The sequence below is a fragment of the Methyloprofundus sedimenti genome (assembly GCF_002072955.1).
Classification (GTDB): Bacteria; Pseudomonadota; Gammaproteobacteria; order Methylococcales; family Methylomonadaceae; genus Methyloprofundus; species Methyloprofundus sedimenti.
The window spans coordinates 2,207,374-2,224,278 of record NZ_LPUF01000001.1 but is presented as its reverse complement, the minus strand read 5'-3'; the positions used below and the strand labels follow the sequence as shown (position 1 = coordinate 2,224,278).

General features: G+C 39.8%; 12 protein-coding genes. All 12 read right to left on the bottom strand.

Features of this window, described 5'->3' with window-relative positions; all coding sequences use genetic code 11:
* Nucleotides 1-156 precede the first annotated feature (156 nt).
* Nucleotides 157-4,059, bottom strand: coding sequence for an ATP-dependent RNA helicase HrpA (gene hrpA / locus AU255_RS09840; RefSeq protein WP_080522705.1), 3,903 nt, complete (start codon nt 4,057-4,059; stop codon nt 157-159).
* A gap of 230 nt (nt 4,060-4,289) precedes the next feature.
* Nucleotides 4,290-5,261 (bottom strand): FAD-binding oxidoreductase, encoded by a 972-nt coding sequence (locus AU255_RS09830; protein ID WP_080523329.1) that lies wholly within the window; start codon nt 5,259-5,261, stop codon nt 4,290-4,292.
* A 170-nt stretch (nt 5,262-5,431) separates the two neighbouring features.
* Entirely contained in the window at nt 5,432-6,439 is a 1,008-nt protein-coding gene (gene rluB, locus AU255_RS09825; RefSeq protein WP_408606480.1) for a 23S rRNA pseudouridine(2605) synthase RluB, read from the bottom strand.
* A 600-nt stretch (nt 6,440-7,039) separates the two neighbouring features.
* Nucleotides 7,040-7,687 carry a 7-carboxy-7-deazaguanine synthase QueE gene (queE, locus tag AU255_RS09820; RefSeq protein ID WP_080522703.1) on the bottom strand — a complete coding sequence of 216 codons (648 nt, stop codon included), beginning with the start codon at nt 7,685-7,687 and terminating at the stop codon, nt 7,040-7,042.
* A gap of 5 nt (nt 7,688-7,692) precedes the next feature.
* Entirely contained in the window at nt 7,693-8,577 is an 885-nt protein-coding gene (gene ybgF, locus AU255_RS09815) for a tol-pal system protein YbgF (RefSeq protein ID WP_080522702.1), read from the bottom strand.
* Entirely contained in the window at nt 8,577-9,161 is a 585-nt protein-coding gene (gene pal, locus AU255_RS09810) for a peptidoglycan-associated lipoprotein Pal (protein WP_080522701.1), read from the bottom strand. The genes ybgF and pal overlap by 1 nt, the downstream gene beginning before the upstream one ends.
* A gap of 113 nt (nt 9,162-9,274) precedes the next feature.
* On the bottom strand, nt 9,275-10,540 hold the full coding sequence (tolB, locus tag AU255_RS09805) for a Tol-Pal system beta propeller repeat protein TolB (protein WP_233144604.1): 1,266 nt from the start codon (nt 10,538-10,540) through the stop codon (nt 9,275-9,277).
* Nucleotides 10,541-10,634: 94 nt separating this feature from the next.
* Complete coding sequence (gene tolA, locus AU255_RS09800; protein WP_233144658.1) at nt 10,635-11,540, bottom strand: cell envelope integrity protein TolA; 906 nt, start codon at nt 11,538-11,540, stop codon at nt 10,635-10,637.
* 51 nt (nt 11,541-11,591) lie between these two features.
* Nucleotides 11,592-12,014, bottom strand: a complete 423-nt coding sequence (gene tolR, locus AU255_RS09795) for a protein TolR (RefSeq protein ID WP_080522699.1) — start codon at nt 12,012-12,014, stop codon at nt 11,592-11,594.
* Nucleotides 12,014-12,688, bottom strand: a complete 675-nt coding sequence (gene tolQ, locus AU255_RS09790) for a protein TolQ (protein WP_080522698.1) — start codon at nt 12,686-12,688, stop codon at nt 12,014-12,016. Before tolQ ends, tolR begins: the two co-directional genes overlap by 1 nt.
* Nucleotides 12,681-13,085 carry a tol-pal system-associated acyl-CoA thioesterase gene (ybgC, locus tag AU255_RS09785; RefSeq protein ID WP_080522697.1) on the bottom strand — a complete coding sequence of 135 codons (405 nt, stop codon included), beginning with the start codon at nt 13,083-13,085 and terminating at the stop codon, nt 12,681-12,683. Before ybgC ends, tolQ begins: the two co-directional genes overlap by 8 nt.
* 390 nt (nt 13,086-13,475) lie before the next feature.
* Complete coding sequence (locus AU255_RS09780) at nt 13,476-16,877, bottom strand: mechanosensitive ion channel domain-containing protein (protein ID WP_080522696.1); 3,402 nt, start codon at nt 16,875-16,877, stop codon at nt 13,476-13,478.
* Nucleotides 16,878-16,905 lie beyond the last annotated feature (28 nt).

The window sequence follows — 16,905 nt, the reverse complement described above, 5'->3', positions numbered from 1 at the left end:
AAGAGAATCAGTACTGAACTTTATAACTGAAGCCATTTAATATCAGCAGCTGGCAAATGAGTTGTTATTAACAGAAACAACTGTCAATAAACCGGCTTATCAGGGGGGGAGTAAGTTTTTGTCAACGGACTATAGTAACAAGCTTCAGTCCGCGCTCTATAGACTATTCCATGCTTTTTCCAGACGTTTTGCCGACACAGGGATAGGCGTTTTTAGTTGCTGAGCAAATAAGGACACTCTAAATTCTTCCAGCATCCACCGAAATACCTCGCGTTCCGGATTAACAATTTCATCTTTCTGGCGTTTTGCAATACTTTGCCAGAACCATTGCTGAAATTTTGCCATTTCTTGCATTTTTTGCTGATCTTTATCAGGCTGTTGCAACATACTTTGCAAACGAGTTTCTATTGCTTTTAAATAACGCGGATAGTGCTTTAAATGCTCATTTGACGTTGTTGTCAGAAAGCCCTGATAAAATAAACGTGCTAATTGCTGCTGTACATCGATTACAGATTTGTCATCCTGAGGCAAACGATCTACGAGTATTTTAATCTGCGTATACAGTGTTAATGCTTTAACAACATGCTCACCAATTTTATTTGCTGTGTTAATAAGTTCCGGTTTGTTATCTTTCAAACATTGCTCAAATTGTTCTTCTGTTCGCAGCATACGTCCAGATACAAATACCGATCGAATAACCAAACCGAGCATATCTTCTTTATAACCAGAACTCCTGATATCCCGAGTTAAATCGCCATGCATGCTCAAGCGGTTATAAGCCAGTTCGGACTCAGGTGAAAATGGCAGGTTTTTAAGGATATACTTGGTATCTTTTTTTAAATGCAACTGGAATAAACGGGAAAGGCCTGCCTCATTATGTAAATCAGCTTTTTCCTGGGTATCCAGAATACGCACGCCGACCGCATCGCCTTCATCAATAATGGCAGGATAGCCAATAAAATTTTGGCCATTTTGTTCAAATTGATAAACTTCAGGTAATTCACCGAATACCCATTTAATACAACCTGTATAATTTAGCTCGTCTTCTGCCAGTTGATTAAAACTATCCCCGGCTGTTTCATTGTATTTACGCTGCAGGGCTTTTAAATCACGACTGTTATCAAGTTGTATACCTTGTTCGTCTATCACCCTAAAATTCATGCGTAAATGATCAGTTATCAGTTCTGTATTCCAGGCGGTTAAAGGAATAGATTCACCTGTGAGTTTACGTAATCGCATGGATAGCCATTCATACAAAGAGCCTTTACCGTCCGGCTCAACTTCAAGGCAGCAGTCTACCATCGAGGGTACAGGAACAAAATGTTTACGTAATTGCTTAGGTAAGCCTTTGATTAATGCTATTAATTTTTCTTTTAATAAACCAGGGACCAGCCATTCAAAGGCTTGCTCGGTCAATTGATTGAGTTGATGGACGGGAATAACAGCAGTGACACCATCTTCCGCATGACCGATCTCAAACCGATACTGTAGTGGCAATGTTAAACGGCCAATTTGTTTCTCGTCCGGATATTCCCAAGAGCTAATATGTCCTTCATCATGACGCGTTAAGTTTTCCTTGGTCAGGAATAATAAGCGCGGGTGTTCTCGCTCGACTGTTTTACGCCATTGATCAAAAGTGATGCCATTAACCACCGTTTCAGGTAATTTCTGCTCATAAAAATCATATAGCCATTCTTCATCTTCAATTAAATCTACGCGTCTGCCTTTATGCTGAATATAACCGACTTCTTCTAATAATTTCTCATTTGCTTTAAAAAATGGCGCATTGGTTTGATAATCATGCTCCACTAATGCCTGGCGAATAAACATTTGTCGTGCCGCTTTTGCATCCACATGTTCGTAGGGAATTTTACGTCGTGATTGTAGCGTGATGCCAAATAATAAAGTGCGTTCAAAAATAGCGCCACGCGCCGCTTTTTTCTCCCAATGCGGATCAAAATGATTTTTCTTAATGAGATGCTGTGCAGAACGCTCTATCCATTGTGGCTCAATCCTTGCCACGCAGCGCCCATACACTTTACTGGTTTCCACTTGCTCGGCGGCCATAATCCATTTTGGGCGTAACTTATATTGCCCTGAACCCGGGAAAATAAAAAATTTTAAATTTCGTGCGCCTAAATATTCATTCTGCTCATGTTTAAATCCGATATTGGATAACAGGCCCGGTAATAGCGCCTGATGCACCGCTTCATACGAGGCTTCTGTGCTGTTCAGCTTGAGCTTTAATTCCCCCCTAATCACTTGTAAAATCTGGGTATGTACATCCTGCCATTCTTTTAACCGTACATAAGAGAGGAAATTCTGCTTACACCATTTACGAAGCTGATTATTGGATAAATGTTTTTTACGCTCTTCAAAAGTATTCCATATATTAATAAAACTGAGGAAATCTGAGCCTTCTGCAATAAATTCTGCATGTTTGCTGTCCGCTTGCTGCATTTTGTCAGCTGGCTTTTCACGCGGATCTTGAATACTGAGACCTGAAACTATAATAGCCACTTCACTAAGACAGGACATTGCATCAGCAGCAATTAACATACGAGCTAATTTTGGGTCTACAGGGAGTTTGGCTAATTTCTGACCTATAGGCGTTAGTTTGCCTGAATTATCCAGCGCGTTGACTTCCTGCAAGGTATTTAAACCATCACGAATCATTTTATCTTCGGGTGGCTCTACAAAAGGGAAGTCGCGTATATCACCTAATTTAAGCGATGCCATTTGTAAAATAACCGCTGATAAACTGGTGCGTTTAATTTCTGGCTCGGTAAATTCAGGACGGCTTAAATAATCATCATGTGAATATAAACGGATACAAATCCCTTCAGCAACACGACCACAACGCCCTGCTCTTTGGTTGGCGCTGGCTTGCGAAACTTTTTCAATCGGCAGGCGCTGAATTTTACTACGATGACTATAGCGACTAATCCGTGCATGACCAACATCGATAACACTACGTATCCCTGGTACAGTCAGTGATGTTTCTGCAACATTGGTTGACAGGACTATGCGTCGTTTACCTGCCCTGGTTTTAAACACTCGTTCCTGTTCGCTGACACTGAGTTTTGAATACAGGGGTAAAATTTCAAAACGTCCCTGATTATGCTTACTCAAGGATTCATGGGTTTCACGTATATCGCGTTCACCACTAAGAAAAATCAGAATATCACCGCTAATATCATGCTGCAATTCATCGACCGCATCTAAAATAGCTTGCTGCACATCACTGGTCGTTTCATCTTCTTCCTCATCCTGTTCAATCGGTCGGTAGCGCATTTCGACAGGAAAAGTACGCCCTGATACGTTAATAATTGGCGCATTAAAAAAATGTTCGGAAAAACGTTCAGGATCAATAGTTGCGGAAGTAATAATTAATTTGAGATCAGGCCTGCGCGGTAATAACCAACGCATATAACCCAACAGAAAATCAATATTTAAACTGCGCTCATGAGCTTCATCAATAATGATCGTGTCATATTCACTTAAATACGGATCATTCTGGGATTCTGCAAGCAAAATCCCGTCGGTCATTAATTTAATGAGTGACGTTTCCCGCGTCTGGTCATGAAACCGGACTTTATATCCGACTGCCTGACCTAGAGGCTGTTTGAGTTCCTCAGCAATACGGTCGGCAACTGTTCGGGCGGCAATACGCCTGGGCTGAGTATGTCCAATTAAGCCTGCTGCACCACGCCCGATAGATAAGCATATTTTAGGTAATTGCGTGGTTTTACCTGAACCGGTTTCACCACAGAGTATCATCACCTGATTATTTTTGATAAGTTCAGCGATTTCGTCTTTTTTAGCGGAAATAGGTAAATCGGGGAAATCCAGAACAGGGAAACTGGCTAAACGGGTATGACGCTTTTGTATCGATTGCTTAAGTTTGAGTTCCAGCTGGCGTAACTTTTCTTCAACTTGCTGTCCTTTTCTTAATTCATTGCGTAAGCGATCAAGTTGTCGCTTGATCGGCTGCCGGTCTTTATTAAGCGTTTTGGATAGATTTTTAGAAATTTGTTTAATAAGTTGTTGCGATGGCATATAGATAAAAACACAAGAGAATGATGGTTACAGCAAATACCTTTACACAAATTCTCGCGCAGGGCTTGGGAAGGATGATAATAACGGGTCTAAAACGGTATGGATTGGGCTACCCACTAGCCGAGCTAAAGCCTCGGCTATCTCGTCCCTACGCTCTGCGCAATACATGGATAGACGCCCTGAGTCAAGAAACACAGAGTAGCTAAACGATATTTAAGAAAATAATAAATTCAACTAGCTGCTGTCACAAAAGCATCAGTAAAAATATCCCCCATAGAGACACCTTTCATAAACGCTTCAATTTTCATTGAGCTTACCATATCAGGATGCCCACATAAAAAAACTCGCCAGCCTTTCCAGTCATCCATATGCGCTAAAGCCACTTTATCGGCACGCCCGGCGACATATCCTTCGGGAACATGCTCACTAGAGACACAGGGGAAATAAGAAAAATTAGTGTATTTCCTGGCAAACTCACGTAATTCATCGACCCGATATAGATCTTCAACCGTACTAGAGCCATGAAATAACTTTACAGGCCCTGTATGTCCCTGTTTTAGTGCATCTTCCAGAATACCCGCCAAAGGTGCCAAACCAGTTCCTGTGCCTACCAATAAAAGCCCTTGCTCGGCACGTTCAGGAATATAAAAGCAATGTCCATGTGGTTCTGAAACCGCAATATTATCCCCAATTCTTATCTCATCATGTAACCATTCACTAAATTTACCATCTGGTAAACGACGTATATGAAATTCTAAAATACCATCTTGCTGCGGCACATTAGCGATTGAATAACTGCGAATCAAACCATCATCACGTTGTAAATTCACAAACTGTCCAGCAAAATATTCCTGTATATCCTGACACTCAATTTTTAATAATAGGGTGTTGTGATTCAACATTTCATTAAGAATAACTTTTCCCTGGCTAAAAATCTCGGATTGATCCGGGAGCTTAATCTGCATATCCCGCTCAGGATAGCATTGGCAGGCAAGAAAGTAATTTTGTTGTTTCTGAGTCGCTTTAAGGCCCTTTTGAGCAACTTCTGGAGGCGCATGATTAACACTACGTGCAATACAACTATGGCAAGTGCCTTTTTTACAAGCATACGAAATATCTACTTCTGCTCTTATCAAGGTATCCAGTACCGATTCTTCAGGCAAGCAAGTATAACTTTCTTCACCCAGTGTTAATTTGATCATTTTAAAGTCCATATATCTATTTTTAAGTGTTTGAGAATCTACGCTATTGCCATTTGTTGAAGCAAAAATCACAGGATTTATTAACTTAATGACGGCGAAGATAAAAGCGCCAACCAATACTTTTTAAATTCTACGTTCAGTGAGTGCTGCAGAGCATAACAAAATATTGCCTATCGTCTAGGACGTCTATTTTTATCATAAGATGACTTTTTTTCTGTCCGGCTGCGCTCATCTGACGGTTTAGATTGCCTGGCATTGGGCTTATCACTGACTTTTACTTGCGACTTAGTTTTACCTGGCGCTCTTGGTTTAACAGTATGTTCAAACCTTTCAGTGGGCAAACCTACAAAGGTTAACAAATCATCCAGTTCTTTGGATGTTAGTTCATATGTCTGCCTCGCACCGAGACCATCCGGTAAAAAAACAGGGCCATAACGTACTCGCATTAAGCGGCTAACCTGGAACTCCAAAGCTTCCCACAAACGACGAACAAGGCGGTTTCTTCCTTCTTTTACAGTAACATGATACCAGCGATTAGCGCCCTCACCGCCATTAAACTGTATGTCATCAAATTTCGCCAGACCATCTTCTAATTGCACGCCTTTTTTTAATTGCGCAAGGTTATCATCAGACACTTCACCTAAAATACGCACAGCATATTCACGATCAATTTCCGATGAAGGATGCATCAAACGATTGGCTAACTCGCCATTGTTGGTAAATAATAATAGCCCCTGAGTATTGATATCCAAACGCCCAACTGCGATCCAGCGCCCCGTTAATAACTTAGGTAGTTTTTTGAACACGACAGGACGATCTTCAGGGTCATTGCGAGTAACCACTTCGCCTGTTGGTTTGTGATAAATCAATACCCGAGTCGGTTGTACAGTAAATTTTTCCCATTTTAAAGGGCGCCCCTTTAAAACTAAATCATCGCCTGCTTTTAAACGATCCCCTAAAGTAGCGGGCTGGCCATTAAGCTGTACAAGCCCTTCAGTTATCCAGCGTTCAACCTCCCGACGTGAGCCTACCCCGCCTCTTGCCAATACTTTTTGAATACGCTCACCCTCAAGTTTATTTTCACTTTTGGGAGTCTTAGCTGTCTGGTTAGTAACATCTGCAGTATCCTTATCAGCTGCATAAGGTTTTATATTGATAACAGGGGCTTGAGTTTTCACGATTTATTTTTTGCTTAGGAGATAATTGTTTGATTTTAGATAGTTTCAAATGAAAATGATACACCATCTAAGAATTGATTTTTTGGATAATTTAGCAGGCACAACTACTCTGCCAATTTTCCATTATTTAAATTTAATGATAACCTGATTTATAGCAACTCTTTTACTCATGATACTGGGTACTGGTATCACGTTTCATTGATTTTTTTAATATGACCATTCTGGGATTAAAATCTTGCCAATCCGAACCGAACCATTTAAGACCGAGTGCATGGTGTCGCTGTAAACAGCGAAATATATTATAAATAGATTCTGAAAGAGTTGCGGGGGCCAGCAGACAGTTTTTTTGTGTAATACTGATAAGTAACTTAATGTACTTCGCGCAGTCACGGATACGGAATTTTTATCAAGTTGATTTTAGTTGAGAGCAAGGCGCTGAAATAGGCGCATATCAAGCTACACACCTGTTTCAACAACGCAGCTATTCGCTAAAATAGGCCGCTATAAAACCGTATATGTAACCGCGCGAAGTATAAACACTGATAAATTTAGTTCATGTTATTTTCCAGACACATTAATCTTCACGCAAAAAGTGTTAACTTACTTACCTGCTACATCACCCCAAAGAAATTTGTGTAACTGAACTTGAAAGCGGACAGGTAATTGATCGGCTAAAATCCATTCAGCTAATTCAGTCGGATCTTGTTGTCCCAAAGATGGAGAAAATAAAATTTCACATTTTTGTGTTAATTCATGTTCTGCCATTTTTGCTTTAGACCATGCATAATCTTCTGCATTGCAAATAACAAATTTAATCTGGTCTTTGCTATTCAGATATTGTAGATTATTATACCGGTTACGATGCTCTTCAGCCGATGCCGGAGTTTTCAGATCCATTACTTTATCTATGCGTACATCAACACTTGATACATCAATGGCTCCACTGGTTTCCAGAGAAACACTATAATTTTTGTCTGCTAATTGCTTAAGTAATTCCAGGCACCCCCGCTGTGCTAATGGCTCACCACCTGTCACGGTAATATAGCGGGTATTATATTGGGCCACTTGATCAATAATACTGGCTAGACTTCGCATTTCACCACCTGAAAAAGCATAGCTCGTATCACAATACTGGCAACGTAAAGGGCATCCTGTTAAACGAATAAAAACAGTGGGTATGCCGACTGACCTGGATTCTCCCTGTAGTGAATAAAAAATTTCACTGATACGTAAATCATCACTTTTCACTAGACTTACTGACCTGGACTCTGTAAATTTTTTTCTGCCATATTTGCAGCTGTGCTATCAGCATACTGGCTGATAATGCGGACGTACAATTGTTGCGCTTTTGTGATATTGTTTTCTTCGCTGTATATATCCGCTAGCTTAAGCATCGCCATTCCCGCCTTCTCACTTTTTGGATATTGAGTATAAACGGCTTGAAAATTTGTTTTTGCTGCCGGAATATCATTTACTACTTTATATACAGAACCTAGCCAGAAGTGAGCATTATCTGTGTACACTCCATCTGGATAATCTAGCAAAAATTGCTCAAGTTCGGTAATCGCCTCCTGATAATGACTATTTTTCACACTGGCAAAGGCCTTGTCAAAAGCAGCTTTCTCATCGCTTTTTGATTTAGGTATTACCTTTTTTTCTGGCAGAACCTGAGCTTGTTTAACAGTAACAGGCGCAGTTACTTTACTTTGCTTAATCGGGATATTTAATGTCTCAGGCTTTGCAACAACAGCGCTAGGCGCAATTACTTTACTTTGCTTAACCGGAATATTTAATGTCTCAGGCTTTGCAACAACAGCAGCGCTTACAGGAATGCCGCTTGCGCTCTCTAATTGCTGCAGGCGTATATTTATATCTGCATAAATATTTTGCTCGCGCTGTTTTAAAATATTTATTTCATGACTCTGCTGCTCAATCAGGCCACGAAGTTGTTGTATCTCGGTTTGTAAGGATTCTACCCGGCCTAGCATCTCCAGCATAGATTGATTAGCAGAGGCCTGATCAATATAGGCAGCACCATTTGCATAACTTGAGTTATTAATAATAGGCGGCAGTTTTCTGGATTCAGCATGGGCTAAACCGGAAATACAAAAGACTATTAATAGATAAAACTTGCTCATTATTTATATACCACTTCTACCCGGCGATTAAGGGCAAATGAATCATCATTATGTTCCAGTGCAACCGGCTTTTCTTCGCCATAACTCACAATATCAACTTGATTGCTCATAACACCTATCAATTGCAACATTTTAAATACTGATTTTGCACGTTGTTCAGCAAGAGCAATATTGTACTCACGTGTCCCACGTTCATCTGAATGACCTTCAAGGGTAATTCTTTGGTTGGGGTGGTTCATTAAATATTGCGCATGCGCGTTAATCACAGGAATAAACTCATTTAATACCTGGCTACTATCATATTTAAAATAGATCGTCCGCTTAGATAAAGGGCTAGAGGGATCAGAAAATTCAGGGCTAAGCATTAACTGTTCAGCTGCACTGAGATTTTGATTTTTATCCAGTTTAAGTTCAGTTACTTGCGCACCATCGGCATTATAAACATAACTCTGGCTGTCTGAGCTAGCATCATCAGGGTTTGAGCTATCTGATAAGCCGCCTTTAATTGCATCAGTACTGCATCCGGATAATAAAGTCGCCATAATAAAGATAAAGAGGCTAACTACTGTTTTATTAAATTTCATATTTCTAAGCCTTTTGAAAAAAGTTAATGTACTGAATCCTTTTGTAACAAATACAAAAATCATGGACTGTTAAAATCCAGGTAATTTATTCAGCGTTGTTACGTTTTATTGCATTACTTACGTGGAGCCCACGCAGGCTCCCGAACTTTACCATATGCAGCTTGTATATCCTTTCGGGCCAGCCCATCCAGGGTAATGGTCGATAAAATTTCCTTATTACCCTTTCTACGGGCATAAATAATCATCTGGCCATTCGGTGCGAAACTAGGTGATTCATCAAAGGGACCCTCCGTCAATACTGTGTTTGCGCCTGTTGTCAAATTTAATAAGGCTATTCGGTATTTACCTTGTGTACCCTGCACCATGACTATCTTTTTTCCATCTGCTGAAAATGCACCACGAGCATTATAATTGCCATCGAAGGTTATCCGCTTTGCACTTCCCTGTCCATTACTCGGCATAACATATATTTGCGGCAATCCGCCACGATCCGAAGTAAAAAGGATTTGTTTACCATCAGGAGACCAGGAAGCTTCGGTATCTATCGCCAAGGACCGGGTTAATTTTATTAAAGATAAGTCAGCCAACGTTAATATATAAATATCCGAATTACCGTCTTTGGATAAAGTAATAGCCAATTTTTTTCCATCAGGTGACCAGGCTGGTGATCCATTAATGCCTTTGTACTTGGCAACGCTTTTTCGTTCTCCAGTTTTCAGTGTCTGAACAAAAATTTCAGAGACTTTATTTTCAAAAGACACATAGGCGATTTTTTGTCCGTCAGGCGACCAGGCCGGCGACATAATAGGCTCTTTTGACTGGGCAATTGATATCGCATTTTTACCATCATAATCAGCAACTTGTAATTTATATTGCGGCTTATTTTGCGCATCGAATTGGTTGGTGATGTAAGCAATGCGCGTGCTAAAAACACCAGCAATTCCCGTAATTTGCTGATAGATTACATCGCTTAAATGATGTGCCGCCATATTTAAGGACGAAGCTCCAACAGTAATTCGTAAACCTTTTAATTGCTCTTTTTTATAAATATCAAACAAACTCATTTCTATATGGTAAAGGTTATTATCTTTAGTGATAGCACCTATTACCAGATAGTCCTGGCCTATTGCAGTCCAATTACGAAATTTAACCTGGGCTGGCTGCGTAGGGTAAGTCAGCATTTCTCCTCTGGGGAGCACCTTAAAATAGCCACTTCCGGCTAAATCCTGAGAAATTATTTGCACAACATCGGTATTTAGCGCCCCTCCCTCAGGTGCAGCAAAAGGCACAACTGCTATTTTATAAGCACTTTGCACACCTTCGGTAATTTCTATCGTTAATTCTGCTTGTAAGACATGACTATATATCAAGGCAGTCATGGTTATTAAAAAAACAGCTATATTTTTGCTTAATTTAATCACGTTTACTCATTAATTTAATTTATACCCCGAAAGGCAACAACCACTAGAATCATTATTTATCCGGTGCAAACTCCAGATTAAAACTTCTAAACTTTTGAAAAATATTTGGATCTTTAGGTACTGGTAATGGTGACGCTTTTCTTACAGCTCGTTCAGCTGAATCATCAAATACAGAATTTCCACTGCTCTCAACTATAACAACTGACATGACATCTCCGCTAGCAATCAGTCCAATTCTAATCTTACATTTCAAATTACTGTGCACGGAAACTGGTCTATTCCAGCTTTGCGTTATTTTACGCTTTATTAAAGCTGTTGCATCTGCTGTTTCTTTTTCAGCAATTCTAGCATTTTCTGCTCGTTGCCTATTTTCTTCTTCCTCTCTGACAGCATCAAGACGTAATTTTTCTTCCAGAGCTTTTTGTTTTTTAACTTCAGCTATTTTCTTCTGCTTTTCTGCTTCAATCTTTGCCGCTTCTAATTGGCGTTGTTCTTCTGCAATACGCTCAGCTTTTGCTTTACGTTGTTTTTCTATTTCCCTTTTTTTTTCTTCAGCCCGGCGCTGCCCATCAATTTCTTGTTGTTTTTTCTTTTCCAAAGCAAGCTTTTGTTTGATGTCCTGCAGTTTTTTCTGCTCTTCTTGAGCCGCAACTTTAAGCTGTTCAGCTTGCTTTTTTGCTTCTTGTTCTTCTTGTTGACGCTTAGCTTTTAATCGCTGTAAATCTTGTTTTTCTTGCTCTAATTTTTTTACAACATCATCTTGTTGTTTTTGCTGCAGACGCTTTTTATTCTCCTGCTGCTGTTTTAGTTCATTAGCTTTCGCTGTAACAACACTCTCATCTAATATGGTGGCTTCAATAATAACCGGGGTCTCTTTTTTTATCTCAGAGACCGGGGTATCCATAGGGAAACTAAACACGAACAAGGCAATAATACTCAAATGCAAAGTTAATGACATTAGAAATGAAAGGAAATATTTACCCATAGTCACTTTTTTCCAGAATACAGTTTAAAAATTTTCCGTCATTAATCCGACATTCGGTACGCCTGCATTTTTCAAAGCTGCCATCACGGTAACGACTTTTCCATATTCCACTTCTTTATCTCCGCGAATATAAACTTGTGTTGCCGGTTTATTTTTACGTACGGCCTGGGTTAATAGTAAAACTTCATTCGCAGTCACAGGTTCATCATCTTCACCATTACCTAAATCAATAAAAAACTGACCTGCTTTGGTGATAGTAATAATCACCGGATTCGGCAAATCTTCAAGGCTGATATCTTGCGCATCTGCCTGAGGTAAATCAACATCGACTCCTGATTGAATCAAAGGCGCGGTAATCATGAAAATAATCAATAATACCAGTGTCACATCGATATAGGGAACGACATTGATTTCTGCCATCGGCTTTCTAGGCTTACGTTCTCTCATTATGAATGCGCCTGCCGCTGCAACAGGACAACAAACTCATCTATAAATAATTCGTAACGCCCCGTTAAACGATATATTCGCGTGGCAAAACTATTATAGGCAACGACGGCAGGAATTGCGGCAAATAGACCAATCGCAGTTGCCACCAGTGCTTCAGCAATGCCAGGAGCAACTTGCGCCAAAGTCGCCTGCTTTGCCATCGAAAGTGAGCGGAAGGAATTCATAATACCCCATACAGTTCCAAATAATCCCACATAAGGGCTAGTTGACCCGACTGTCGCTAAAAACGGTAAACTTTCATCCAGTCTATCCATTTCTCGCGCTAATTCTATACGCATAGCTCGTTGTGCATTTGCTACTTTTTCAGCAGACGGTATGCCACTGATTTTATGCATCCGCGAAAATTCTTTATAACCCGCAATAAAGATTTTTTCCAGTCCTTCTGCTTGCATTCCTTGTGCGCTAAGCTGTGTGTACAAGCGGCTTAAATCTCCGCCAGACCAGAAATGAGATTCAAATTCTTCAGTTACCCTAACTGCTCGTTTTAGTTCTTTATGTTTCGAAATAATAAAGGTCCATGAAATCAACGAAGCGAATAATAAAATAAGCATCACCAGTTGAACAACTAAACTGGCTTGAGTAATTAAATAAAAAATAGATAAATCGTTATGCATAGTTTATTGCTTGCTTTAGTGCGTCAGGAATAAGTTTAGGCCTTAGCGTGTCTGAATCCAGGCAGCCAATACGAATACTGGCAGTATTTAAAATCTCATCATTACGGGTAATTGTTTGCTCAAAAGTCAAACTAGCACTTTTAACTTTACATAAAGCAGCGCTTACATTTAACATTTCATTAAATCTGGCAGGCTTTAAATACTCAACCTGTACTGAGCGAACGACAAATATCACCGCTTCATGTGTAATCAACTCGTCTTGCTCAAAGCCCATTGCACGCAACATTTCCGTTCGTGCACGTTCATAAAATTTTAAATAATTAGCATAAAAAACCACACCACCCGCATCAGTATCTTCGTAGTAGACACGCACAGGCCAAATAAAAATATTGCTCATATTATATGTTTTTACATTTCAGGCCATACAAGCCAATTAAAGTAAGCTGTCTTAATTATTTATTTTTAGCTCAAAGGCGTTAAACATACACAACTAAGATATGATATTTTAACGGAGTTTTTCAATGCAAGAAATATATAATTACATAATACTATTAATATTAAGCAAATTTTATTCCATAGAAAGACAATACAGTCAATTTAATAATTAATCTTCCCTGACTATAGAAAGCATCGCTATCCGTGTCTTAATAGGGTAACAGATCCCGTCAATACTCAATCACATAAAAACAATAAGCAATGATACCCCATATTATCGACATTGAAGCCCTAGTCTCTGGTTTTGTCGATATAAGTTAACCCATTACGATTCACATAGAGCCTTCAACATTTAGTCTGATTCTGGATTGAGCTGCTTACTCTGCATACGAACATCCAGTGGTGTTTTGAAATCCAGATGAATATCCCGCTGCGGAAAAGCAATCACAAGACCTGCGTCATTAAATTTTTGATTGATGGTTTTATGTAACTCAGTGATCGTCGGTACCCGGTAATCTATATCGGCCACAAAACAGCGCAGTTTTAAAGATAAGGCATTATCCCCAAATGCATCAAAAACCACAGAAGGCGGCGGGTCTGATAACACGTATGGATGTTGTTGTGCTGACTCCAGCATCAGTTTGAATGCTGCCTCCACATCCCCCCCGTAGGCTAGGCCAACTGGAATAACTATTCGTGTTGTCTGATCAGATAATGTCCAGTTAATCAACTGACCAGTAATAAACTCCTTATTAGGCACCAGTAATTCTTTTCTATCAAAATTTCTAATCGTTGTCGCACGAATACGGATACGCACAACCAATCCATCATTATTACCAATAGAAACCATATCCCCGACTCGAATAGGGCGTTCAAAAAGAATAATAATTCCACTGATAAAATTAGCGACAATCTCTTGTAAACCAAAGCCGATACCAACACCTAATGCGGCTACTAGCCATTGAAGTTTCGACCAGTCTACTCCGAGTCTATTAAAGAATAGAATTAAGCCAAGTGCGAAAATTATATAGTTAGTTATGGTCGTGACAGTATAGCGGCTTCCTGCTGTCATCGTGCTGGCTTGTAACATGATAATTTCCAGAAGTGACGGCAGGTTTCTGGAAGCGACGATAGTCACAAACAATATCAGGCAGGCCATACTAAGATCAAGTAAAGTGACAGGCATTATTTGTTGTTCACCAGCAATGATAGTCGCATGATTCCAGAGTTTAATTTCTTCTAATAATGTGAATGCTGGCAATACATCAGACCAGATCATTAATAAACCCAATACACCTATTACTATCAAAGCAATCTTAAGCAAATGCTGCCCTTGTTCACTTAAGCTAGGTAAATCAACTTCAGGTTCTTCTATTTCACCCTCTTCACTTTCAGGTTCTTGTCTATGGTTAGATACTAATTCTTCACGCTTTGCCACAATTGCAGCACGTTCAGTTAGGGCTGCCTTGAATGCAAGACGGCGCTCAGCCAGTACGATCCATCTCACTGCAAGTCGTTGAACAACAATCAACCCTAGAATAAACCATAAGGTCTTAACCAGCATCATAGTAATCAGTGCCGCTGTATAGACATAACCGATGATAGCAAGCACAATCAGTATCAAGGGTACTGCAATAAGCAATAGACGCAAAAAATCTACCCGGCTTTTACTTCGTTTATACTTTTGAGTAGTCGTGATTCGCTGAAAAAATACAGTTAATGCGATTAAGCTCACCACGATCAACAAACGTCCCAGTTCACCTGTTGATAGTGCTAAATCCGAATTGAATAAAATAGAAAAAATAAAACCCGAGGGGAGAAAAATACGCATCAGATAGCCCAGTTCACGGTACAGTAACTGGGCGTCTAATATTGGAATATGGAAATGCTGGATAGCAACACCTTTAGGTGCGTAAATAGCTCGGAATATACGGAATCCGAATAAGTGTACAGCAACCCAGATGAATGCGGATGAAATGCTTTCGGTAAACAGTGTTGTGTGTTCTGACACGCTAAGCATCCAGGCAATCAGTAATAACAATGAGGGCCAGGATGCTGCTAAAAGAAAGCTTAGACCCAGCGCATAAAAAGTATAGACTATACTATCACTTGAAAGCCGGCCTACTTTCATCCCTGTCAAAGCCAGCATACGGTGCATCGTTTTAGTTTTCCAGAAAAGCACTATTGTTATGATTATTCCAAAGAAAGTCACCGCTGAAAGCGATTCATCTCCATCTAGCACCATAACTAATTCCTGCCAACGTTCTGTTCTTATCATCTGTACTAGCTGCACTGGAATTTCCTGGATTGTCGCCAGGTTAGGCATGGGGCCACTGCGTATCCATAACAGACGTTGAGCAAGAAAAGCTTTATACTCTTGTATGATAGCAAGCAAAGCCTGATCATTGAATTCATAATCATTCATTGACCGTAAGTAAGATCGACTAAGATTAATCAATTGCTTGAGCATTTGTTGCCTGCTTTTAGCCAGTGCTTCCAGATTAGCTTTTATTTTTTCCTGCTCTAGGTCACCGATTGATGCAGTGAGTTGATTTATATACGTATCAATATCATTCAGTACTTTATTTTCTTCAGTATATTGCAGTTCCAGTAAACCCACTTCTGCCAAGCTAATGGCTCGATTTTCTGATCTATTCTGCAGCACAGCGGGACGCGGTAGTTGCCTTTGTTGCTCATATAGCACACGTCCCAATGCCTGACCAAAGCCTCCAACGTCAAGTCTTTTACGCACATTCTTAAATTGATCGGAAATGCTCTCAGTTTCCTTTTTGACTGCATTACTTTCAATAACAATATTGTCTATCTGTTGCGTTAACTGACTTAAAATTCTAGTCAAATCAGCATTTTTTTCAGCCAATTTCTGTACTATTACATGTTTACCTTCGAGTTCATGTTGAGTTTTTTCAGCGGATAATTTATTCTTCTCAGCTTCAATTTGACGTTGAATATTAACAACTTTCTGAATAGCAGTGACTTGCTTGCTTAATTGCTCAACCTTAAAAGCATTTATGTCTCGCTCAGCTTCAAGCAGATCAATGCGTACTGGCAGGCTAAGTAATTCCTGATCCAGTACGCCAATCTCCGAGCGTAATGCCAGGCGCTGAGCCTCCAATTTCCAGCGTGATGCTTCCGTTAGTATAGAAATTTCATTAGCTGTTGCAAGCAATAATAATTGCGCTGTGATTGTTTCCTGGCTGCGCCTTGTTTCAATTAAACGTTGTCTATTTTCATTTGGCTTAGCGGCCGCAAGCATTAACTGCTGCTCCAGGTCAGAGAGTTTAGCCTTAACAGCTGCAAGATTCGCTTGTTCATTGAACAGTTGCTGTTCGATAATAACAAAGGGAGTATCCGCATTAATACTCATGACAGTTGTACGAGATGCTTTGGCTTGATTTATCTCTATTTTTTTTCTGAGCAGTTTAACTTGTTCCGGAGCCTGGTTTCTAAATAAAACCAATGCTTCGATCATGGCATTATTGGTATGAACTTGCTCCAGATAATTACTGGTTTTTCGGTAAAGCTCCAGTAATTGTATTTTTGTTGTTTCACTCAGTTCAACATTTGCTTCAGCATCTTTGATTTTTGCAGCAAGCGTCTTTAATGAAACGGGGGCCTGTGTTGCATAGATATCAATCAGTGAATTAGCCGCATAAGCGCTATTACATACAAAAAAAATAAACAGGAATAGCCTTCCACAATGACTGATAATGCTAGAGTTTATGCTAATTTTCATGGCGTTCCTGGAAAAAATAATAGACTAT